Genomic DNA, 21,396 nt, shown 5'->3' on the forward strand with positions numbered 1-21,396 from the left:
AGCGTCCGCCGGGCGGTTTCCCCGGCCTGGCGCGGGCCGCTTGTTGTTATCTGAGCAACAACTGTTGATTCACTGTTGCGCTGGCCCCTCCGCCGATCGGCAACCCCTGGCGCAGCGCATCGCTACCGGCTACACCCGCTTATAGGGACGGCGCGCGACGCAGCCGCGCCGACGCGCGCAGGTCGGTTTCAGGATGCGCCGGGTCGCTTGGGTGCAAACCCCGGGCGACGGGGATGGCAAGCTTGCACGATGCCCCCGGACCGGTGCGTGAAGACGCCGGCCGGCGGCAGGGATGGCGACCGGATGGGCCACGCAGCCGTGACGTGGACGGTACGCCGCAGCCGAAGACACCGGACGGTCGCCGCCAGGGCGGGCCGGGCCGCGATGCCGAGGTACGCTGTATGCCTGATGAGACGCTTCACCTGCCGCTGATCCACGACGTGCTGGCGCGCGAGAAGGACGCCCCCGGCGCCCTGCTGCCGATCCTCCACGCCATCCAGGAAGGTTGCGGGTACGTCCCCGACCTCGCCGTCGCGGAAATCGCCCATGCCCTCAACCTCAGCCAGGCCGAGGTGCGCGGGGTGATCAGCTTCTACCACGACTTCCGCACCACGCCGCCGGCGCGCCATACCCTGCGCCTGTGCCGCGCCGAATCCTGCCAGAGCATGGGCGCCGAGCGCCTGGCCGCGCAGTTGCGCGAACAGCTGGCGCTGGACGACCACGGCACCAGCGCCGACGGGCGCATCAGCCTGCGGCCGGTGTACTGCCTGGGCGCCTGCGCCTGCTCGCCGGCCCTGGAGCTGGACGGCCGGCTGCACGCCCGGCTCACCGCCGAGTGCCTGCGCGAGCTGGTGAGCGGCTGCCTGGAGGACGACCCATGCTGAGGCTCTGCGTCCCCCGCGACTCCGTGGCCCGCGCCGTGGGCGCGGAACAGGTGGCCGCCGCGCTGGCCCGCGAGGCCGAACGCCGGCAACTGCCGCTGGAGCTGCACCGCACCAGCTCCCGAGGCCTGTACTGGCTGGAACCGCTGGTCGAGCTGGAAGACGCCGACGGCCGCCGCCTGGGCTTCGGCCCGCTCGCCGAGCAGGACGTGCCCGGCCTGCTCGACGCCCTGGCCGCCGGCCCCGCCGGCCACCCGCTGGCCCTGGGGCCGGTGGAGGACATCCCCTACCTGAAGAGCCAGCAGCGCCTGCTGTTCGCCCGCGCCGGCATCACCCGGCCGCTGTCCCTGGAGGACTACCGCGCCCAGGGCGGCTTCGCCGGCCTGGAACGGGCCATGGCGATGGACACCGCGGACGTGGTCGCCGCCGTGCTCGACTCCGGCCTGCGCGGCCGCGGCGGCGCGGCCTTCCCCGCCGGCATCAAGTGGCGCACCGTGCGCGAGGCGCCGGCCACGCCGAAATACGTGGTGTGCAACGCCGACGAGGGCGACTCCGGCACCTTCGCCGACCGCATGCTGATGGAGGGCGACCCCTTCCTGCTGGTCGAGGGCATGGCCATCGCCGGCCTCGCCGTGGGCGCCAGCCTGGGCTACATCTACGTGCGCTCGGAATACCCGGACGCCATCGCCACCCTCGACCAGGCCCTGGCCATCGCCCGCGCGGCCGGCTACCTGGGCGCCGACGTGCTCGGCAGCGGCCGCGCCTTCGACCTGCAGGTGCGGGTGGGCGCCGGCGCCTACATCTGCGGCGAGGAAACCGCCCTGCTCGACTCCCTGGAAGGCAAGCGCGGCGTGGTCCGCGCCAAGCCGCCGCTGCCGGCCCTGCAGGGCCTGTTCGGCCAGCCGACGCTGGTGCACAACGTGCTCACCCTGGCCTCGGTGCCGGTGATCCTGGCCCGCGGCGCGCAGTTCTACCGCGACTTCGGCATGGGCCGTTCGCTGGGCACCATGCCCTTCCAGCTGGCCGGCAACGTGCGCCACGGCGGCCTGGTGGAACGCGCCTTCGGCCTGACCCTGCGCGAGCTGGTGGAAGGCTACGGCGGCGGCACCGCCAGCGGCCGGCCGCTGAAGGCGGCGCAGGTGGGCGGCCCGCTGGGCGCCTGGGTGCCGCCGGCGCAGTTCGACACGCCGCTGGACTACGAGGCCTTCGCCGCCATGGGCGCCATGCTCGGCCACGGCGGCGTGGTGGTGGCCGACGACAGCCTGGACATGGCGCGCATGGCCCGCTTCGCCCTGCAGTTCTGCGCCGAGGAATCCTGCGGCAAGTGCACGCCCTGCCGGCTCGGCTCCACCCGCGGCGTGGAGGTGGTGGACCGGCTGATCGCCGCCACCGACGTCACCGCCCGCGAGGAACAGGCGCGGCTGCTGACCGACCTCTGCGACACCATGCAATACGGCTCGCTCTGCGCCCTGGGCGGAATGACTTCCTACCCGGTGACCAGCGCCCTCAAGCACTTCCCCGCCGACTTCGGTCTGGCGACCACGGAGGCCGACCAGTGATCAACCTCTTCGACCCCTCCAGCGACATCGTCGACCTCGGCACCCCGCCCCGCGACAGCGAGGTGCAGGTCAGCCTGAGCATCGACGGCCGCGAGATCAGCGTGCCCGCCGGCACCTCGGTGATGCGCGCCGCGGCGCTGCTGGGCACCAGCATTCCCAAGCTCTGCGCCACCGACAGCCTGGAAGCCTTCGGCTCCTGCCGCATGTGCCTGGTGGAAATCGACGGCATGCGCGGCTACCCCGCCTCCTGCACCACGCCGGTGGCCGAGGGCATGGTGGTGCGCACGCAGACGCCGAAGCTGGCGACGCTGCGGCGCAACGTCATGGAGCTGTACATCTCCGACCACCCGCTGGACTGCCTGACCTGCCCGGCCAACGGCAACTGCGAGCTGCAGACGGTGGCCGGCCAGGTAGGCCTGCGCGAGGTGCGCTACGGCTACGCCGGGGCCAACCACCTGGACGAGGCCAAGGACGTCTCCAACCCCTACTTCGACTACGACCCGAGCAAGTGCATCGTCTGCAACCGCTGCGTGCGCGCCTGCGAGGAAATCCAGGGCACCTTCGCCCTGACCATCGCCGGCCGCGGCTTCGACTCGCGGGTAGCGGCGGCCGGCGGCGACGACTTCCTCGACTCCGAGTGCGTGTCCTGCGGCGCCTGCGTGCAGGCCTGCCCCACCGCCACGCTGATGGAGAAGAGCGTGGTGCAGCTGGGCCAGCCGGAGCGCAGCGTCGTCACCACCTGCGCCTACTGCGGCGTGGGCTGCTCCTTCCGCGCCGAACTCAAGGGCGAGCAACTGGTGCGCATGGTCCCGGACAGGAACGGCCAGGCCAACCACGGCCACGCCTGCGTCAAGGGCCGCTTCGCCTGGGGCTACGCCACCCACCCCGAGCGCATCACCAAGCCGATGATCCGCCAGCGCATCAGCGACCCCTGGCAGGAAGTCAGCTGGGAAGAAGCGCTCGCCTACGCCGCCGGCGAATTCCGCCGCATCCAGCTCAAGTACGGGCGCGACTCCATCGGCGGCATCACCTCCAGCCGCTGCACCAACGAAGAGACCTACCTGGTGCAGAAGCTGGTGCGCGCCGCCTTCGGCAACAACAACGTCGACACCTGCGCGCGCGTCTGCCACTCGCCCACCGGCTACGGCCTGAAGCAGACCCTGGGCGAGTCCGCCGGCACCCAGAGCTTCGACTCGGTGATGCAGGCCGACGTCATCCTGGTGATGGGCGCCAACCCCACCGACGCCCACCCGGTGTTCGGCTCCCAGCTCAAGCGCCGCCTGCGCCAGGGCGCGCGGCTGATCGTCATCGACCCGCGGCGCATCGACCTGGTGGACTCGCCCCACGCCCGCGCCGAGCTGCACCTGCAGCTGCGCCCGGGCACCAACGTGGCCATGCTCAACGCCCTGGCCCACGTCATCGTCACCGAGGGCCTGGTCGACCAGGCCTTCGTCGAGGCGCGCTGCGAAGCGGCGGACTTCGCCCACTGGCGCGACTTCGTCAGCCAGCCGCAGAACGCCCCCGAGGTGCTCGGCCCGGTGTGCGGCGTGCCCGCCGGGCAGATCCGCGCCGCCGCCCGGCTCTACGCCACCGGCGGCAACGCGGCCATCTACTACGGCCTGGGCGTCACCGAGCACAGCCAGGGCAGCACCGCGGTGATGGGCATCGCCAACCTCGCCATGGCCACCGGCAACATCGGCCGCGAGGGCGTGGGGGTGAACCCGCTGCGCGGCCAGAACAACGTCCAGGGCTCCTGCGACATGGGCTCCTTCCCCCACGAGCTGCCCGGCTACCGGCACATCTCCAACGCCCAGGTGCGCAGCCAGTTCGAGCAGGCCTGGAACGTGCCCCTGCAGCCCGAGCCGGGCCTGCGCATCCCCAACATGTTCGAGGCGGCCCTGGACGGCAGCTTCAAGGCGCTGTACTGCCAGGGCGAGGACATCGCCCAGAGCGACCCCAACACCCAGCACGTCACCGCCGCCCTGTCGGCCATGGAATGCGTGGTGGTGCAGGACATCTTCCTCAACGAGACGGCCAAGTTCGCCCACGTGTTCCTGCCGGGCAGCTCCTTCCTCGAGAAGGACGGCACCTTCACCAACGCCGAGCGGCGCATCTCGCGGGTGCGCAAGGTGATGGAGCCGCTGGGCGGCAAGGCCGACTGGGAAGCCACCATGGCGCTGTCCAACGCCCTGGGCTACCCGATGCACTACAGGCACCCGTCCGAGATCATGGACGAGATCGCCCGCCTGACGCCCACCTTCGCCCGCGTCAGCTACGCCGAGCTGGATCGCCACGGCAGCCTGCAGTGGCCGTGCAACGACGCCGCGCCCGACGGCACCCCGACCATGCACATCGAGCAGTTCGTGCGCGGCAAGGGGCGCTTCATGCTCACCGGCTACGTGCCCACCGACGAGAAGGTCAACAGCCGCTACCCGCTGCTGCTGACCACCGGGCGCATCCTCAGCCAGTACAACGTCGGCGCCCAGACGCGGCGTACCGGCAACGTCGCCTGGCACCCCGAGGACCGCCTGGAGATCCACCCCAGCGACGCCGAGGCCCGCGGCATCGCCGACGGCGACTGGGTCGGGGTGGGCAGCCGCTCCGGGCAGACGGTGCTGCACGCCAAGGTCAGCGAGCGGGTGGCGCCGGGGGTGGTGTACACCACCTTCCACTTCCCGGAATCCGGCGCCAACGTGATCACCACCGACAACTCCGACTGGGCCACCAACTGCCCGGAATACAAGGTCACCGCGGTGGAAGTGGTGCACGTCTACCAGCCCTCCGAATGGCAGAAGCGCTACCAGGCCTTCAGCGACGAACAACGCCGCCTGCTGCGCGAACGCCGCCACGCCGAGAAAGCCGAGGTGCGCCGATGAGCATCGACAACCTGGTCAAGATGGCCAACCAGATCGGCCAGTACTTCGCCAGCGAGCCGGACCGCGAATTGGCCGTGAGCGGCGTGCGCCAGCACCTGCGCAGCTTCTGGACGCCAGCCATGCGCCGCGAGCTGGCGGCCTGGCTGGCGCAGCACCCGGAGGCCAACCTGCACCCGCTGGTGCAGGAAGCGCTGAAGGAACCGGCGGAAAGCGCCTAGCGGGCACACCGGGGACGGCCGGGCTATGATGCCGTCCCCGACCGCTGGCGCGCCGGGTCTTCTTCCAACCCCGGGACGCATGAACATGAACGAAACCCTCCACGGCAGCTGCCTCTGCGGCCACATCCGCTACCAGCTGGCGACGCCGCCCAAGGCGGTCTCGCACTGCCACTGCAGCCAGTGCCGCAAGGGCCATGGCGCCGCCTTCGCCACCTACGGCAGCGTGCCGCGCAGCGCCCTGAGCCTGCAGGGCGCCGAGCAGCTGAAGACCTTCCATTCCTCGCCCACGGTCAGCCGCCAGTTCTGCGGCCAGTGCGGCGCCACGCTGTTCTGGTCGGACAGCCAGGGCGACTACCCGGACTGGATCGCGGTGGCCCTGGGCACCCTGGACAGCGACTTCCGGCCGTCCAGCCAGAAGCACATCTACACCGCCTCCAAGGCGCCCTGGTACGACATCGACGACCGCTGGCCGCAGGAGCCCTGAGCGACGCGTTAATCACCCAGGCGCCGGGCGCCCACCAGCAGCAGCATCGGCCGCTCCAGCTCCTCGGCCAGCGCAGGCTGTGCCGCCAGCTGCTCCGCGCTGGGCGCGAACTCGTGCACCTCGCCAATGGCGAAGCCGTTGCCGATCAGCGTGTTGAGGGTGGTGGCCAGGGTGCGGTGGTACTTCAGCACGCCCTTGGCGAACCAGTCGGTGCGGCGCTCGCCCTCCAGCGCGTACTGGTTCACCGGCCAGGTCTTGCGGCCGCCCTGGTCCGCCAGCCAGCCGGGGTGCGCGGTGGCCATGTAGATCGGGTGCTCGATGCTGAACACCAGCCCGCCGCCCGGCACCAGGGCCCGCTGGAGCATGCGCACCAGGCGCGGGAAGTCGCGCAGGTAGTGGAAGGTCAGCGAGCTGTAGGCCAGCTCGAAGGCGGCCGCCGGCAGCTCCAGGGTCTCAAGGTCGGCCCGGTGGTACTCGATGGCCGCGTCCGGCGTGTCGGCGCGGGCACGCTCGATCATCCTCGCCGACAGGTCGATGCCCAGCACCGAGGCCGCGCCCTGCTCGCGCATCCAGCGCGCGGCCCAGCCGAAGCCGCAGCCCAGGTCCAGCACCCGCGCCCCGGCCAGCGCCGGCAGCATGGCGCGCAGTTGCGGCCACTCCGGCGCGCCGTCCAGGCCATGCACCTGGCGCGGCAGCTGGGTGTAGCCGGCGAAGAAATCGGGGTTGTCGTAGATGTTCTGCGCCATTGCGGGCTCCTGGGTGTACGTCGACCGGGCCATGCAGCCCTGGGCGGACATGCAAGCAGAGCGGCGGGCGCGGCACAAGCCCGCGGCCTGCGCCGCGAAGGCGGCGCAGGCAGGCTTCAGCGCAGGGTGTAGCCGTTGTCGACGACCAGGTCCTGGCCGTGGATGCCGCGGGCCCGCTCCGAGAGCATGAAGAGGACCGCATCGGCGACCGCCTCCGCTTCCAGGAAACGGCCATCCAGCAGGCGCCCGTTGACGGTGGCGGCGACCTTGCCCAGGGCCTCGTCGTCCAGCCCCAGGGTGCCCCAGATCGGTGTCGCCGTGGGCCCGGGGGACACGATGTTGACACGGATGCCCTCGGCCGCCAGCTCCACCGCCAGGGTGCGGGCCCGGGCCTTGAGCGCGGACTTCGAGGCGATGTAGGCCGCCAGCCCCGGGAAGGTGACCTGGGACAGGAAGGTGCCGATGAACACCACCGAAGATGGCCGCGCCATCTGCCCGCGCAGGGCGGCCAGGGTGTTCAGCGCGCCGGCGCCGTTCACCGCCCACTGCCGCTGGAACGCCGCCTCGTCCAGGCCGTCGGCCAGTTGCGCGATGCCGGCGTTGGGCAGCAGGTAGTCCACCGGCCCCAGTTCCCGGGCCAGGTCCGCCAGGCATTGGAGATCATCGGCGCGGGTGACGTCGCCGCTCAGCCAGCACAGATGGCCGCCGGCCTCGTCGAGTTCGGCCGGTGGCACCTCGCGCCGGGCCATGGCCACTACCCTGGTGCCTTCGCGCAACAGCCGCCGGGCCACGGCCAGGCCGATGCCCGAACCGGCACCGGTGATCACCGCCAGGGGGGACCTGGAATCATTGCTTGGCATGTACATGCTCCTGATGGTCTTCAGTGGGATGCGCCTGGCGCGTGGCGTTCCACACACCGGCGCCAGGAGCCGTCAACAACTTCCATGCCATGAATAAATCGTTTTATTATCAATACCTTGAAATAAACAGGAGTCATCATGACTCGCCGCAAAGCGAGTGCTTTCGACTGCACACGAGGTACTTCGGACTGCGTGCCGGCCCGGGCGCCCAAACCTTTTCGCCCCATCCCATCGGCATTCCGCAAGATGGCGGCAGAAAGCTATCCTTCAGATAATTCGTAAGGATTCTGCGACGTCTCCACCCCATGGAACGTCCGCCGACCGAATGCTCCGGGGCCTGCAGCGCCCCTCGGCAAGGGAGCCGCCGATCTCACCCCTTTCATCACCGGGAGCCGGTATGCCTTGCCAGCCCTTCACCAGGTTCGTCGCGTCCGCTCGCCGCTGGCTGGGCATCGGCCTGCTCGCGCTGGCAACCGCCGCCGGTGCTGACGAACACGCGCCGCTGCGGGTGATGACCGACTACTGGCCGCCCTTCCGCATCGAGGGCGCCGACGGCCGCATCAGCGGCCTGGACATGGACCTGCTGGCCGAGCTGGAAAGGCGCACCGGCCTGCGCTTCGAGGTGCACCGCGCGCCCTGGGCCCGCGGCCTGGCCGCCCTGCAGAGCGGCGCGGCGGACCTGATGACCGGCCTTGCGCGCACCCCGGAGCGCGAGCACTACATCGACTACCTGCCCCTGCCCTACTACTCCTGCGCGCCGCGCCTGTATGCCTCGCCACAGCTGGCGCCGGCCATCGCCCGCTACGACGACCTGCTCGGCCCCACCATCGGCTACGTGCTGGAATCCGCCTACTTCGAACCCTTCGACTCCGACAAGCGCCTGAAGAAGTTCGGCGTGAACAACGAGACGCAGCTGCTGCAGATGCTCGCCCTCGGTCGCCTGCAACTGGTGATAGGCACCGACTGCCAGGTGGACTACGAACTGCGCGACCCGCAGCTGGCCCGGCAGATCGTGCGCACCCGCTTCCAGCCGGACAGCCGCACCGACCTCTACCTCGGCTTCTCCCACCAGCGCCCGCTGACGGCCGAGCGCCAGCTGATCGAAGGCGCCCTGCGGCAGCTGCTCGACGAAGGCTGGGTGCAGCGGGCGGCCGGGCGCTACCAGGCGGCGAGCGGGAACTAGCGTTCCGGCCGAAGCCCTGGCGCGCCGGGCGGTTAAATGGGCGGATAGATTTGCGGAATGCTTATAATGGCGGGTTATTCATTTTATTTTTTGCCGTGGTAAACCCGCATGGAAATCAAGGTCAATTTTCTCGATAACCTTCGGCTCGAAGCCAGGTTCGACGACTTCACGGTGATAGCCGACCAGCCGATCCGCTACAAGGGCGACGGCTCCGCACCGGGTCCGTTCGACTACTTCCTGGCTTCGTCGGCGCTGTGCGCGGCTTACTTCGTGAAACTCTACTGCCAGACGCGCAACATCCCCACCGACAACATCCGCCTGTCGCAGAACAACATCGTCGACCCGGAGAACCGCTACAAGCAGATCTTCAAGATCCAGGTGGAGCTGCCGGCGGACATCTCGGAAAAGGACCGCCAGGGCATCCTGCGCTCCATCGACCGCTGCACGGTGAAGAAGGTGGTGCAGACCGGGCCCGAGTTCGTCATCGAGGAAGTGGAGAACCTCGACGCCGATGCCCAGGCGCTGCTGATGCCCAGTGCCGACGCGGGCGCGCGCACCTGCATCCCGGGCAAGGACCTGCCGCTGGAGCAGACCATCGCCAACATGTCAGGCATCCTCGCCGGCCTGGGCATGAAGATCGAGATCGCCTCCTGGCGCAACATCGTGCCCAACGTCTGGTCGCTGCACATCCGCGATGCGCAGTCGCCGATGTGCTTCACCAACGGCAAGGGCGCGACCAAGGAAAGCGCGCTGGCCTCGGCCCTGGGCGAGTTCATCGAACGCCTGAACTGCAACTTCTTCTACAACGACCAGTTCTGGGGCGAGGAGATCGCCAACGCGCCCTTCGTGCACTACCCCGACGAGCGCTGGTTCAAGCCCGGCCACAAGGACGCGCTGCCGGCGGAAATCCTCGATGCGCACTGCCTGGCCATCTACGACCCCGAGGGCGAGCTGCGCGGCTCGCACCTGTACGACACCAACTCCGGCAACGTGCGGCGCGGCATCTGCTCACTGCCGTTCGTGCGCCAGTCCGACGGCAAGGTGGTGTACTTCCCGTCCAACCTGATCGAGAACCTCTACCTCAGCAACGGCATGAGCGCCGGCAACACCCTGGCCGAAGCGCAGGTGCAGTGCCTGTCGGAAATCTTCGAGCGCGCGGTGAAGCGCGAAATCCTCGAGAACGAACTGGCGCTGCCGGACGTGCCGCAGGAGGTGCTGGCGAAGTACCCGGGCATCCTGGCCGGCATCCGCGGCCTGGAGGAACAGGGCTTCCCGGTGCTGGTCAAGGATGCGTCCCTGGGCGGCCGGTTCCCGGTGATGTGCGTGACCTTGATGAACCCGCGCACCGGCGGCGTGTTCGCCTCGTTCGGCGCCCACCCCAGCCTGGAGGTGGCGCTGGAGCGCAGCCTGACCGAGCTGCTCCAGGGCCGCAGCTTCGAAGGCCTGAACGACCTGCCGCAGCCCACCTTCGAAAGCCAGGCGCTGACCGAGCCGAACAACTTCGTCGAGCACTTCATCGACTCCAGCGGCGTGGTGTCGTGGCGCTTCTTCAGCGCCCGGGCCGACTTCGCGTTCGTCGAATGGGACTTCTCCGGCCAGGGCAAGGAGTCCAACGCCGAGGAAGCCGCCACCCTGTTCGGCATCCTCGAAGACCTGGGCAAGGAAGTGTACATGGCAGTGTACGAGCACCTGGGGGCGACGGCCTGCCGCATCCTGGTGCCGGGCTACTCGGAGATCTACCCGGTGGAGGACCTGGTCTGGGACAACACCAACAAGGCGCTGGCCTTCCGCGAGGACATCCTCGACCTGCACCGCCTGGACGACGCCCGCCTCGAGGCGCTGCTCGACCGCCTGGAAGACTGCGAGGTGGACGACTACACCGACATCACCACCCTGATCGGCATCGAGTTCGACGACAACACGGTCTGGGGCCAGTTGACCCTCCTCGAGCTGAAGCTGCTGATCCACCTCGCCCTGCAGCGCTTCGAAGACGCCAAGGAGCTGGTGGAGGCCTTCCTCCAGTACAACGACAACACGGTCGAGCGCGGGCTGTTCTACCAGGCCCTGAACGTGGTGCTGGAGGTGGTGCTGGACGACGAACTGGAAATCGCCGACTACGAGGCCAACTTCCGCCGCATGTTCGGCGACGAGCGGATGGACGCGGCGCTGGGCTCGGTGGACGGCAGCGTGCGCTTCCACGGCCTGACGCCGACCAGCATGAAGCTGGAGGGCCTCGACAGGCACCTGCGGCTGATCGACAGCTACCGGAAGCTTCATGCGGCGCGGGCCAGGCTGCAGCCCGTGGCGGATGCTGGCGCGAACGGCCCCGGCAGCGGCCTCAAGCCGCGGCGCCTGGCGATCCGCAAGCCAAATGCGGCGCGGGGCCGGCCGGCGGGTTGATTCGGCCGGGCGTGGGTTGGCCCGCGGGTTCAATCGCGGACGGAATCCTACGGGGGATATGCCATGACTACCGACAACCTGTAGGAGCGGGCCCTGCCCGCGATTCGCGCGCAGGGCGCGCTCCTACATGGGCACGGTGTGGTGGGGCAGCGTAGGAGCGGATCTCATCCGCGAATCGCGCCGGGCCCTCCGGTTATCGCGGACAAGGTCCGCTCCTACAGTTCCAGGAAGCACCGTCGTAGGAGCGGACTCCGTCCGCGATGATCCGTCGCCGGAAACGGCGGATGGATTTCCCCGCCGAAGCCGCCCTACGTAGGGCGCAGGGCCGGGTCGGTCAATACCTCCGATGGCCGGAATCGCCTGGCACCGAACATTGACCGAGGTCAATCCCTCCTCGGCCGACGCCGTTAGATTCCACAACATATTGTTGTCTTGAAAATTCAAAACACATCATGTTGTGGAATCCAGCCAAATGACCCAGCCACGGAATGCCCCGCTTCCCGGCCGCCTGCGCAAGCGCAACGGCGCCGCCGTCCCCTTCGACCCGAGCAAGATCGAACGCGCCATCGCCGCCGCCGGCGAGGCCAGCGGCGAGTTCGCCGCGCCCCATGCGCAGGAACTGACGCGCCGCGTGCTGGCGCGCCTGCCGATGCAGGGCGACCTGGACGTGGAGCAGGTGCAGGACCTGGTCGAGCGCAGCCTGATGGAGGCCGGCCACTACCCCACCGCGCGGGCCTACATCGTCTACCGCGAACGCCACGGCCGCCTGCGCCGCGAGCGCAAGACGCTGGTGGACGTCGCCGCCTCGATGAACGAATACCTCTCGCGGGAAGACTGGCGGGTGCGCGCCAACGCCAACCAGGGCTACTCCCTGGGCGGGCTGATCCTCAACGTCTCCGGCAAGGTCACCGCCAACTACTGGCTGGACGAGGTGTACGACGAAGCCATCGCCGCCGCCCACCGCGAGGCCGACCTGCACATCCACGACCTCGACATGCTGGCCGGCTACTGCGCCGGCTGGTCGCTGCGCACCCTGCTCAACGAGGGCCTCAACGGCGTGCCGGGGCGGGTCGAGGCCGGGCCGCCGAAGCACCTGTCCAGCGCCCTCGGGCAGATGGTGAATTTCCTCGGCACCCTGCAGAACGAGTGGGCCGGCGCCCAGGCGTTCAGCTCCTTCGACACCTACCTCGCCCCCTACGTGCGCAAGGACCGGCTGGGCTACGACGCGGTGCGCCAGGCCATCCAGGAGTTCATCTACAACCTCAACGTGCCGTCGCGCTGGGGCACCCAGACGCCCTTCACCAACCTGACCTTCGACTGGGTCTGCCCGGAAGACCTGCGCGAGCAGGTCCCCTACGTCGGCGGCGAGGAAATGCCCTTCGCCTATGGCGAGCTGCAGGCGGAGATGGACCTGATCAACCGCGCCTACATCGAGGTGATGCAGGCCGGCGACGCCCATGGCCGGGTGTTCACCTTCCCCATCCCCACCTACAACATCACCCACGACTTCCCCTGGGACAGCGCCAACGCCACGCGCCTGTTCGAGATGACCGCGCGCTACGGCCTGCCGTACTTCCAGAACTTCCTCAACTCGGACATGCAGCCCAACCAGGTGCGCTCCATGTGCTGCCGCCTGCAGCTGGACGTGCGCGAGCTGCTCAAGCGCGGCAACGGCCTGTTCGGCTCGGCGGAACAGACTGGCTCGCTGGGCGTGGTGACGCTCAACTGCGCGCGCCTGGGCCATCGTCACCGCGGCGACCTGGCAGGGCTCTACCGCCAGCTGGACTACCTGCTGGCCCTGGCCTTCGACAGCCTGGAGGTGAAGCGCAAGGTCATCCAGCAGCACATGGACGCCGGCCTCTACCCCTACACCAAGCGCTACCTGGGCACCCTGCGCAACCACTTCTCCACCATCGGCGTGAACGGCCTGCACGAGATGGTGCGCAACTTCACCGACGACCGCGAGGGCCTGCACACCGAGGCCGGCCGGCAGATGGCGCTGGCGCTGCTGGACCACGTGCGGGCGCGGCTGGTGGGCTTCCAGGAAGACAGCGGCCACCTCTACAACCTGGAGGCGACGCCCGCCGAGGGCACCACCTACCGCTTCGCCCGCGAGGACCGCAAGCGCCACCCGGACATCCTCCAGGCCGGCACGCCGGAAGCGCCCTACTACACCAACTCCTCGCAGCTGCCGGTGGGCCTCACCGACGACCCCTTCGAGGCGCTGGAACTGCAGGACGCCCTGCAATGCAAATACACCGGCGGCACCGTGCTGCACCTGTACATGGCCGAGCGCATCTCCAGCGCCGAGGCCTGCAAGACCCTGGTGCGCAGCGCCCTCGGGCGCTTCCGCCTGCCCTACCTCACCGTCACGCCGACCTTCTCCATCTGCCCGGTGCACGGCTACCTCGCCGGCGAACACGAGTTCTGCCCCAGGTGCGACGACGCCCTGCTGCAACAACGCGCCGCCAGTTGCTGCGGCAGCTGCGGCGGCTGAGCCGACGGCACCCCGCTTCACCAACCGCAAGAAAGGAGCTCTACCGATGAAAGCGAACCAACTGCCCGAAAACCAGCGCCAGCGCTGTGAAGTCTGGACCCGCGTGATGGGCTACCACCGCCCGGTGTCGGCGTTCAACGCCGGCAAGCAGTCCGAGCACCGCGAGCGCTGCCACTTCCGCGAGACGCGATGAGCGCTACGCTCAGGGTCGGGGGCCTGGTGCCCCTGACCACCCTCGACTACCCCGGCCTGCTGGCCTGCGTGCTGTTCTGCCAGGGCTGCGCCTGGCGTTGCCGCTACTGCCACAACCCGCAGCTGATCCCGGCTCGCGGCGAGGCGCGGCTCCCCTGGGAAGACATCCTCGCCTTCCTCCGCCGGCGCCAGGGCCTGCTGCAGGCCGCGGTGTTCAGCGGCGGCGAAGCGACGCTGCAGGCCGCGCTGCCCGGGGCCATGGCCGCCGTCCGCGAACTGGGCTTTCGCGTTGGCCTGCACAGCGCCGGCATCCAGCCGCGCGCCTTCGCCCGGGCGCTGCCGCACACGGACTGGGTGGGGTTCGACGTGAAGGCGCTGGCCGAGGACATGGACGCCATCACCGGCGTGCCCCGCAGCGGCCGCGCCAACTGGCGCAGCCTGGAACTGCTGCTGGAAAGCGGCGTGGACCACGAATGCCGGACCACGGTGCACTGGCAACTGTTCGACCTGGCGCGCCTCCGTCGCCTGGCCACGCGCCTGCGCGGGATGGGCGTGGAAAGCTTCGTGGTGCAACTGGCCCGCAGCGGGCGCCAGCTCGATCCGCGACTCATCGCAACGCCTGCCCCTCAGGGCGCAGCGGCATTGTGGGGCGAGCTGGAAGCGCTGTTCCCGAGATTCGAATTGCGGGATGCCTAGCGAGTTCCTGCTCGCTAAGGGTGTTCGCCGGTTACCGAAAATCGCGGACGGAGTCCGCTCCTACGGCTATCCCCATCCACGCCATTCCCCTGTAGGAGCGCGCCCTGCGCGCGAATCGCGGGCAGGGCCCGCTCCTACAGGGAGACTCGGCGCAAGAGGCCAAACTGTAGGAGCGGACTCATCCGCGATCCGGGGGAAAGCCCGAGCGCCGAGGTAGATGACGAAGTTCAATCATGAGTAAAACTTGATTTCATCGCAAATAAATTGAGTTTGTCTCATGAACCACCAATCCCGAAAATCCCTCCACTGGTTTTTCAATGGAGAGATTTACCCATGGCATTGGCCCACAACCTCGGCTTCCCGCGTATCGGCCGGGACCGCGAACTGAAGAAAGCCCTGGAAGCCTTCTGGAAGGGTGAACTGGACGAGGCCGGCCTGCGCGCCGTCGGCAGGCAGTTGCGTGCCGCCCACTGGCAGGTACAGAAGGACGCCGGCATCGAGCTGCTACCGGTGGGCGACTTCGCCTGGTACGACCAGGTGCTGACCCACTCGCTGACCTTCGGCGTCATCCCCGAGCGCTTCCGTGGCCATGGCGATGCCAAGCCGACCCTGCAGACGCTCTTCGGCATGGCCCGTGGCGCCGTTGGAACGAAGAGCAGCGACAGCTGCTGCGGCGGTGCCCATGCCCAGCCCCTTCTCGCACAAGAGCTGACCAAGTGGTTCGACACCAACTACCACTACCTGGTCCCCGAATTCACTGCCGACCAGCAGTTCGAGCTGAGCTGGGAACAGCTGTTCGAAGAGGTCGATGAGGCCAAGGCCCTGGGCCACAATGTGAAGCCCGTGCTGATCGGCCCGCTGACCTACCTCTGGCTGGGCAAGGCCAAAGGCTCCGATTTCGACAAGCTCGACCTGCTGGAGCGCCTGCTGCCGCTCTACGGCCAGATCTTCCGCCGCCTGGCCGCCCAGGGCGTGGAATGGGTGCAGATCGACGAGCCGATCCTGGTGCTCGACCTGCCGCAGGACTGGAAGAACGCCTTCGAGCGCGCCTACAACCTGCTGCAGAGCGAGCCGCTGAAGAAACTGGTCGCCACCTACTTCGGCGGCCTGGAAGACAACCTCGGCCTGGCCGCCGGCCTGCCGGTGGACGGCCTGCACATCGACCTGGTGCGCGCCCCGGAACAGTACCCGAGCATCCTCGACCGCCTGCCGGCCTACAAGGTCGTGTCCCTGGGCCTGGTCAACGGCCGCAACGTCTGGCGCTGCGACCTGGAGAAGGCCCTGGACATCGTGCGCCACGCCCAGGAACGCCTCGGCGAGCGCCTGTGGCTCGCGCCGTCCTGCTCGCTGCTGCACAGCCCGGTCGACCTGGAACGCGAAGACCAGCTCGACGCCGAGCTGAAGAGCTGGCTGGCCTTCGCCGTGCAGAAGTGCGCCGAAGTGGCCGTGCTGGCCCGCGCCGCCACCGAGCCGCAGGCCGCCGACGTCGTTGCCGCCCTGGAACAAAGCCGCGCCGTGCAGGCCAGCCGCGCCGCCTCGCCGCGCATCCACAAGCCGGCCGTGCAGGCCCGCCTGGCCGCCATCGAGCCGAGCGATGCCCAGCGCCACTCCCCGTTCGCCGAGCGCATCGCCAAGCAGCGCGCCGGCCTCGACCTGCCGGCATTTCCCACCACCACCATCGGTTCCTTCCCGCAGACCTCGGCCATCCGCCTGGCGCGCCAGTCGTTCCGGCAGGGCAAGCTGAGCCAGGCCGAGTACACCGAGGCCATGCACAGCGAGATCCGCCATGCCGTGCAGATCCAGGAGAACCTGGGCCTGGACGTGCTGGTGCACGGCGAGGCCGAGCGCAACGACATGGTCGAGTACTTCGCCGAGCAGCTCGACGGCTACGTCTTCACCCGCTTCGGCTGGGTGCAGAGCTACGGTTCGCGCTGCGTGAAGCCGGCGGTGATCTATGGCGACCTGAGCCGCCCGAAGGCCATGACCGTGGAGTGGATCACCTATGCCCAGAGCCTCACCGGCAAGGTGATGAAGGGCATGCTGACCGGCCCGGTGACCATGCTGATGTGGTCCTTCCCGCGCGAGGACGTGCCCCGCGAGGTGCAGGCGCGCCAGCTGGCGCTGGCCATCCGCGACGAAGTGGTCGACCTGGAAGCGGCCGGCATCAGGATCGTGCAGATCGACGAAGCGGCCTTCCGCGAAGGCCTGCCGCTGCGCAGGAGCGCCTGGGCGCCCTACCTGGAGTGGGCCACCGAGGCCTTCCGCCTGTGCGCCTCGGGCGTGCGCGACGAAACCCAGATCCACACCCACATGTGCTACAGCGAGTTCAACGACGTGATCGAATCCATCGCCGCCATGGACGCCGACGTCATCACCATCGAGACCTCGCGTTCGGACATGGAGCTGCTGGAGGCCTTCGAGAAGTTCGACTACCCGAACGAGATCGGCCCTGGCGTCTACGACATCCACTCGCCGCGGGTGCCGAGCCGGGAAGAGATGGTCAAGCTGCTGCGCAAGGCGGCCCAGCGCATTCCCGCCGAGCGCCTGTGGGTGAACCCGGACTGCGGCCTGAAGACCCGCGCCTGGCCGGAGACCGAGGCCGCGCTGGTGAACATGGTGGCGGCGGCCCGCGAGCTGCGCAACGACCTCGCCGCCCTGGCCTGAGCGGCCGGCGATGATGGAACGGGACGCCTGGCGTCCCGTTTCGCCTTGTGGCCCGCGCAAGGCGGGCCTCGATGCCCGGTGCGGGGGCCTGGCCACGGCCAAGCGCTCCCGCCCAGGGCCTTCCCGGTGCGAATTGCCCGTTTCTCGATACCCGACGTCCGAAACTCGCAAGACGGGCGGCCCGGCACTGCCTAGGATAGGACTCCGCCAATCAATAACGATGGCCGCGCCCGCGCGCCGGCCGCACCTTGCTGCCCGGAGTACCATGTCCACTATCGCCGCCCCCACGGCTGCCGCTTCCGTCGCCAGCCAAGCAAGCCCCCTGGTCATGCGCGTGATCGGCGCCTGCGCCCTGGCCCACCTGATCAACGACCTGATCCAGGCCGTTCTGCCGTCGATCTACCCGGTGCTCAAGGCCAACTACGGGCTGAGCTTCACCCAGGTCGGCCTGATCACCCTGACCTTCCAGCTGACCGCCTCGCTGCTGCAGCCCTGGGTGGGCTACCACACCGACCGCCATCCCAAGCCCTGGCTGGCGCCGGCGGGCAGCGTCTGCACCCTGGTCGGCATCCTCCTGCTGGCCTTCGTCGGCAGCTTCCCGGCGATTCTCCTGGCCTCGGCGCTGGTGGGCATAGGCTCCTCGACCTTCCACCCGGAAACCTCGCGCATCGCGCGCCTGGCCTCGGGCGGGCGCTACGGCCTGGCACAGTCCAGCTTCCAGGTCGGCGGCAACGCCGGCAGTGCCTTCGGCCCGCTGCTGGCCGCGGCCATCATCGTGCCCTACGGCCAGGGCAACGTGGCCTGGTTCGGCCTGTTCGCGGTCTTCGCCATCGGCGTGCTCTACGGCCTCAGCCGCTGGTACCGCAACCACCTGAACCTGTTCAGGCTCAAGCAGGGCAGCAAGGCCACCCACGGCCTGTCCAGGGGCCGGGTGAACGCCGCGCTGGTGGTGCTGGCGCTGCTGGTGTTCTCCAAGTACTTCTACATGGCCAGCTTCACCAGCTACTTCACCTTCTACCTGATCGAGAAGTTCCACCTCTCGGTGGCCAGCTCGCAGCTGTACCTGTTCCTGTTCCTCGGCGCCGTGGCCGCCGGCACCTTCTTCGGCGGCCCGGTGGGCGACAGGATCGGGCGCAAGGCGGTGATCTGGTTCTCCATCCTCGGCGTGGCCCCCTTCACCCTGGCCCTGCCCTACGTCGACCTGTTCTGGACCGGCGTGCTGAGCATGGTCATCGGCTTCGTCCTCGCCTCGGCGTTCTCCGCCATCGTGGTCTTCGCCCAGGAACTGGTGCCCGGCAACGTCGGCATGATCGCCGGGGTGTTCTTCGGCCTGATGTTCGGCTTCGGCGGCATCGGCGCCGCCCTGCTCGGGCACCTGGCCGACATCCACGGCATCGAGTACGTGTACAAGCTGTGCTCCTACCTGCCGCTGCTGGGCTGCCTGACCATCCTGCTGCCGTCTACCAAGCGGGCCTGACCGGCCCCGGGCGCTCGCACGAGCGCCTGTCGCCATCCGCCCTCAGCGCTTGCCGCGGCGCGGGCGGGCCAGTTCCGCGGCGAGGTAGGGCGCGGTCCGGCTGCCCTTCACCTTCGCCAGTTGCCGCGGGGTGCCGCAGGCCACCAGGCGGCCGCCGGCCTGGCCGGCGCCCGGGCCCACGTCCATCACCCAGTCGGCCTGGGCCACCACGCGCATGTCGTGCTCGATCATCACCACGCTGTTGCCGGCGTCGGCCAGCCGCTGCAGCTGCACCATCAGGCGGTCGGCATCCGCCACGTGCAGGCCGGTGGTGGGCTCGTCCAGCACGTACAGGGTGCGGCCGCGCTGGCTGCGCTGCAGCTCGGTGGCCAGCTTGATGCGCTGCGCCTCGCCGCCGGACAGCTCGGTGGCCGGCTGGCCCAGGCGCAGGTAGCCCAGGCCGATCTCGCGCAGCAGGCGCAGCGGGCGTGCCACCGCCTCTTCGGCGGCGAAGAAGTCGCAGGCCTCTTCCACCGTCATGCGCAGCACCTCGGCGATGTTGCACCCGTTCCAGCGCACCTGCAGCGTGGCCTCGTTGTAGCGGGCGCCGTGGCAGGTGGGGCATGGCGCGTAGACGCTGGGCATGAACAACAGCTCCACGCTGACGAAGCCCTCGCCCTCGCAGGTGTCGCAGCGTCCCTTGGCCACGTTGAACGAGAAGCGCCCGGCGTCGTAGCGGCGGCGGCGCGCGTCGGGGGTGGCGGCGAACAGCTTGCGCACGTGGTCGAACAGGCCGGTGTAGGTGGCCAGGTTGGAGCGCGGCGTGCGGCCGATGGGCTTCTGGTCCACCTGCACCACGCGCTGCACGGCGTCGACATCGCCGGCCAGGTGGCCGCCGGTGCTTTCGAGGATCGCCGGGCCCTCGTCGCCGCCCTGGGCGGCATCGTCCTCGGGCTCGTGCCCCAGGTGCGCCAGCATCAGCTCGGGCAGCGCCTGGGCGATGAGGCTGGACTTGCCCGAACCGGAGATGCCGGTGACCGCGGTGAGCACGCCCAGCGGGATGCGCGCGTCCACCCCACGCAGGTTGTGCCGGTGGATGCCGTGCAGCTCCAGCCAGCCGGCGGCCTCGCGCCCGCGGCTGGGCGGCGCGGACAGCTCGTCGAACAGGTAGCGGGCGGTGTGCGACTGCGCCACCTCGCGCAGGCCGGCCGGCGCGCCGCTGTAGAGCACCCGGCCGCCGCGCTCCCCGGCGTCGGGCCCGACGTCCACCAGCCATTGCGCGCGGCGCATCAGCTCCAGGTCGTGCTCCACCACGAACACCGAGTTGCCCGCGTCGCGCAGCTTGTCCAGGGCGTCGTACAGGGCCTGGCTGTCGGAGGGGTGCAACCCGGCCGAGGGCTCGTCGAGCACGTAGACCACGCCGAACAGCATGGAGCTCAGCTGCGTGGCCAGGCGCAGGCGCTGCAGTTCCCCGGTGGACAGCGTCGGCGTGGCACGGTCCAGGGTCAGGTAGCCCAGGCCCAGCTGCTGCAGGGTGCGCAGCCGCGCCACCACGCCCTCGGCCAGGCGCCGCGCCGCCAGTTGCTTCTCCTCCGAGAGCGCGCCACCGGGCCGGGCACGGAAATCGCCCCGGGCGATGGGCTCCAGCAGCGCCGCCACCTGGTCCAGCGGCATCTGCGCCAGCGCGCCTATGTCCACCCCGCCGAAGGTCACCGCCAGCGCCTCGGCCTTGAGCCGCTTGCCGCCGCAGGCCGGGCACGGCCGGCCCTCCATGAAGCGCGATACGCGCCTTCTCATCAGGGCGCTCTGGGTGCTGGCGAAGGTGTGCAGCACGTAGCGCCGCGCACCGGTGAAGGTGCCCATGTAGCTGGGCTCCAGCTTGCGCTTGAGCGCCGCGCGGGTCTCGGCGGGGGTGAAGCCGGCGTACACCGGCACCGTCGGCGTTTCCTCGGTGAACAGGATCCAGTCGCGGTCCTTGCGCGGCAGGTCGCGCCAGGGGCGGTCGACGTCGTAGCCCAGGGTGACCAGGATGTCGCGCAGGTTCTGCCCGTGCCAGGCCGGCGGCCAGGCGGCGATGGCCCGGTCGCGGATGCTCAGCGACGGGTCCGGCACCATCAGCGCCTCGGTCACCTCGTACACGTGGCCCAGGCCATGGCAGGCCGGGCAGGCGCCCTGCGGCGTGTTCGGCGAGAAGTCCTCGGCGTACAGCAGCGGCTGGCCCGCCGGGTAGGTGCCGACGCGCGAGTACATCATCCGCACCAGGCTGGACAGGGTGGTCACGCTGCCCACCGAGGAGCGCGCGTTGCTGGCGCCGCGCTGCTGCTGCAGCGCCACCGCCGGTGGCAGGCCGTCGATGGCGTCGACGTCCGGCACGCCCACCTGGTCGATCAGCCGCCGGGCATAGGGCGCCACCGACTCGAAGTAGCGCCGCTGCGCCTCGGCATAGAGGGTGCCGAACGCCAGCGAGGACTTGCCGGAACCCGATACGCCGGAGAACACCACCAGCGCATCGCGCGGGATGGCGACATCCACGTCCTTGAGGTTGTGCTCGCGCGCGCCGCGCACTTCGACGAAACCGCTGGCGCCGGGGGCGCAAGCGGGGGCTTGCTGTGGGGCATGGGGACGGACTCGGTGCTCTGTTGCCCGGCAGTATGCCTGACGAGGCCCGCGCTATCCGAGAGCCT

Annotated in this window: 15 protein-coding genes; 12 read left to right on the forward strand and 3 right to left on the reverse strand. The window is 69.5% G+C overall.

Features of this window, described 5'->3' with window-relative positions; genetic code table 11:
- Nucleotides 1-401 precede the first annotated feature (401 nt).
- From PKO50_RS17795 to PKO50_RS17815, 5 genes are all read left to right on the forward strand, one after another.
- Entirely contained in the window at nt 402-884 is a 483-nt protein-coding gene (locus PKO50_RS17795) for a formate dehydrogenase subunit gamma (protein WP_275626783.1), read from the forward strand.
- Nucleotides 878-2,440, forward strand: coding sequence for an NADH-quinone oxidoreductase subunit NuoF (locus tag PKO50_RS17800; protein WP_275626784.1), 1,563 nt, complete (start codon nt 878-880; stop codon nt 2,438-2,440). Before PKO50_RS17795 ends, PKO50_RS17800 begins: the two co-directional genes overlap by 7 nt.
- Nucleotides 2,437-5,316, forward strand: a complete 2,880-nt coding sequence (gene fdhF / locus PKO50_RS17805; RefSeq protein ID WP_275626785.1) for a formate dehydrogenase subunit alpha — start codon at nt 2,437-2,439, stop codon at nt 5,314-5,316. The genes PKO50_RS17800 and fdhF overlap by 4 nt, the downstream gene beginning before the upstream one ends.
- Nucleotides 5,313-5,534, forward strand: a complete 222-nt coding sequence (locus tag PKO50_RS17810) for a formate dehydrogenase subunit delta (RefSeq protein WP_275626786.1) — start codon at nt 5,313-5,315, stop codon at nt 5,532-5,534. Before fdhF ends, PKO50_RS17810 begins: the two co-directional genes overlap by 4 nt.
- Nucleotides 5,535-5,619: 85 nt before the next feature.
- Nucleotides 5,620-6,018 carry a GFA family protein gene (locus PKO50_RS17815; protein ID WP_275626787.1) on the forward strand — a complete coding sequence of 133 codons (399 nt, stop codon included), beginning with the start codon at nt 5,620-5,622 and terminating at the stop codon, nt 6,016-6,018.
- 8 nt (nt 6,019-6,026) lie between these two features.
- Here the strand turns inward: PKO50_RS17815 and PKO50_RS17820 are convergent, their stop codons facing one another.
- Together PKO50_RS17820 and PKO50_RS17825 are read right to left on the reverse strand one after the other, a co-directional pair.
- On the reverse strand, nt 6,027-6,764 hold the full coding sequence (locus PKO50_RS17820; RefSeq protein WP_275626788.1) for a class I SAM-dependent methyltransferase: 738 nt from the start codon (nt 6,762-6,764) through the stop codon (nt 6,027-6,029).
- Nucleotides 6,765-6,880: 116 nt separating this feature from the next.
- Complete coding sequence (locus PKO50_RS17825; RefSeq protein ID WP_109936902.1) at nt 6,881-7,624, reverse strand: SDR family oxidoreductase; 744 nt, start codon at nt 7,622-7,624, stop codon at nt 6,881-6,883.
- A gap of 397 nt (nt 7,625-8,021) precedes the next feature.
- On the opposite strand from PKO50_RS17825, the gene PKO50_RS17830 reads away from it, so the two are divergent.
- The 7 genes from PKO50_RS17830 to PKO50_RS17860 all read left to right on the forward strand — a co-directional run bounded on the left by PKO50_RS17830 (nt 8,022) and on the right by PKO50_RS17860 (nt 18,733).
- Nucleotides 8,022-8,807 (forward strand): transporter substrate-binding domain-containing protein, encoded by a 786-nt coding sequence (locus PKO50_RS17830; protein WP_109936903.1) that lies wholly within the window; start codon nt 8,022-8,024, stop codon nt 8,805-8,807.
- Between the two features lie 108 nt (nt 8,808-8,915).
- Nucleotides 8,916-11,207, forward strand: a complete 2,292-nt coding sequence (locus PKO50_RS17835) for an OsmC domain/YcaO domain-containing protein (protein WP_275626789.1) — start codon at nt 8,916-8,918, stop codon at nt 11,205-11,207.
- Nucleotides 11,208-11,679: 472 nt separating this feature from the next.
- Nucleotides 11,680-13,704: a ribonucleoside triphosphate reductase gene (locus PKO50_RS17840; protein ID WP_275626790.1), complete on the forward strand. Its 2,025-nt coding sequence runs from the start codon at nt 11,680-11,682 to the stop codon at nt 13,702-13,704.
- Between the two features lie 46 nt (nt 13,705-13,750).
- Entirely contained in the window at nt 13,751-13,897 is a 147-nt protein-coding gene (nrdD, locus tag PKO50_RS17845; protein ID WP_058489224.1) for an anaerobic ribonucleoside-triphosphate reductase, read from the forward strand.
- Nucleotides 13,894-14,592, forward strand: coding sequence for an anaerobic ribonucleoside-triphosphate reductase activating protein (locus PKO50_RS17850; RefSeq protein ID WP_275626791.1), 699 nt, complete (start codon nt 13,894-13,896; stop codon nt 14,590-14,592). The genes nrdD and PKO50_RS17850 overlap by 4 nt, the downstream gene beginning before the upstream one ends.
- A gap of 333 nt (nt 14,593-14,925) precedes the next feature.
- Nucleotides 14,926-17,256, forward strand: a complete 2,331-nt coding sequence (metE, locus tag PKO50_RS17855; protein ID WP_275626792.1) for a 5-methyltetrahydropteroyltriglutamate--homocysteine S-methyltransferase — start codon at nt 14,926-14,928, stop codon at nt 17,254-17,256.
- Nucleotides 17,257-17,521: 265 nt separating this feature from the next.
- A complete protein-coding gene (locus tag PKO50_RS17860) occupies nt 17,522-18,733 on the forward strand; it encodes an MFS transporter (RefSeq protein WP_089392433.1) in 1,212 nt (403 codons plus the stop codon).
- A gap of 42 nt (nt 18,734-18,775) precedes the next feature.
- Here PKO50_RS17860 and PKO50_RS17865 read toward each other — a convergent pair whose 3' ends face one another.
- Nucleotides 18,776-21,277, reverse strand: coding sequence for an excinuclease ABC subunit UvrA (locus PKO50_RS17865; RefSeq protein ID WP_275626793.1), 2,502 nt, complete (start codon nt 21,275-21,277; stop codon nt 18,776-18,778).
- Between the last annotated feature and the right edge of the window lie 119 nt (nt 21,278-21,396).

The organism is Pseudomonas sp. 273 (assembly GCF_029201425.1).
Classification (GTDB): domain Bacteria; phylum Pseudomonadota; class Gammaproteobacteria; order Pseudomonadales; family Pseudomonadaceae; genus Pseudomonas; species Pseudomonas delhiensis.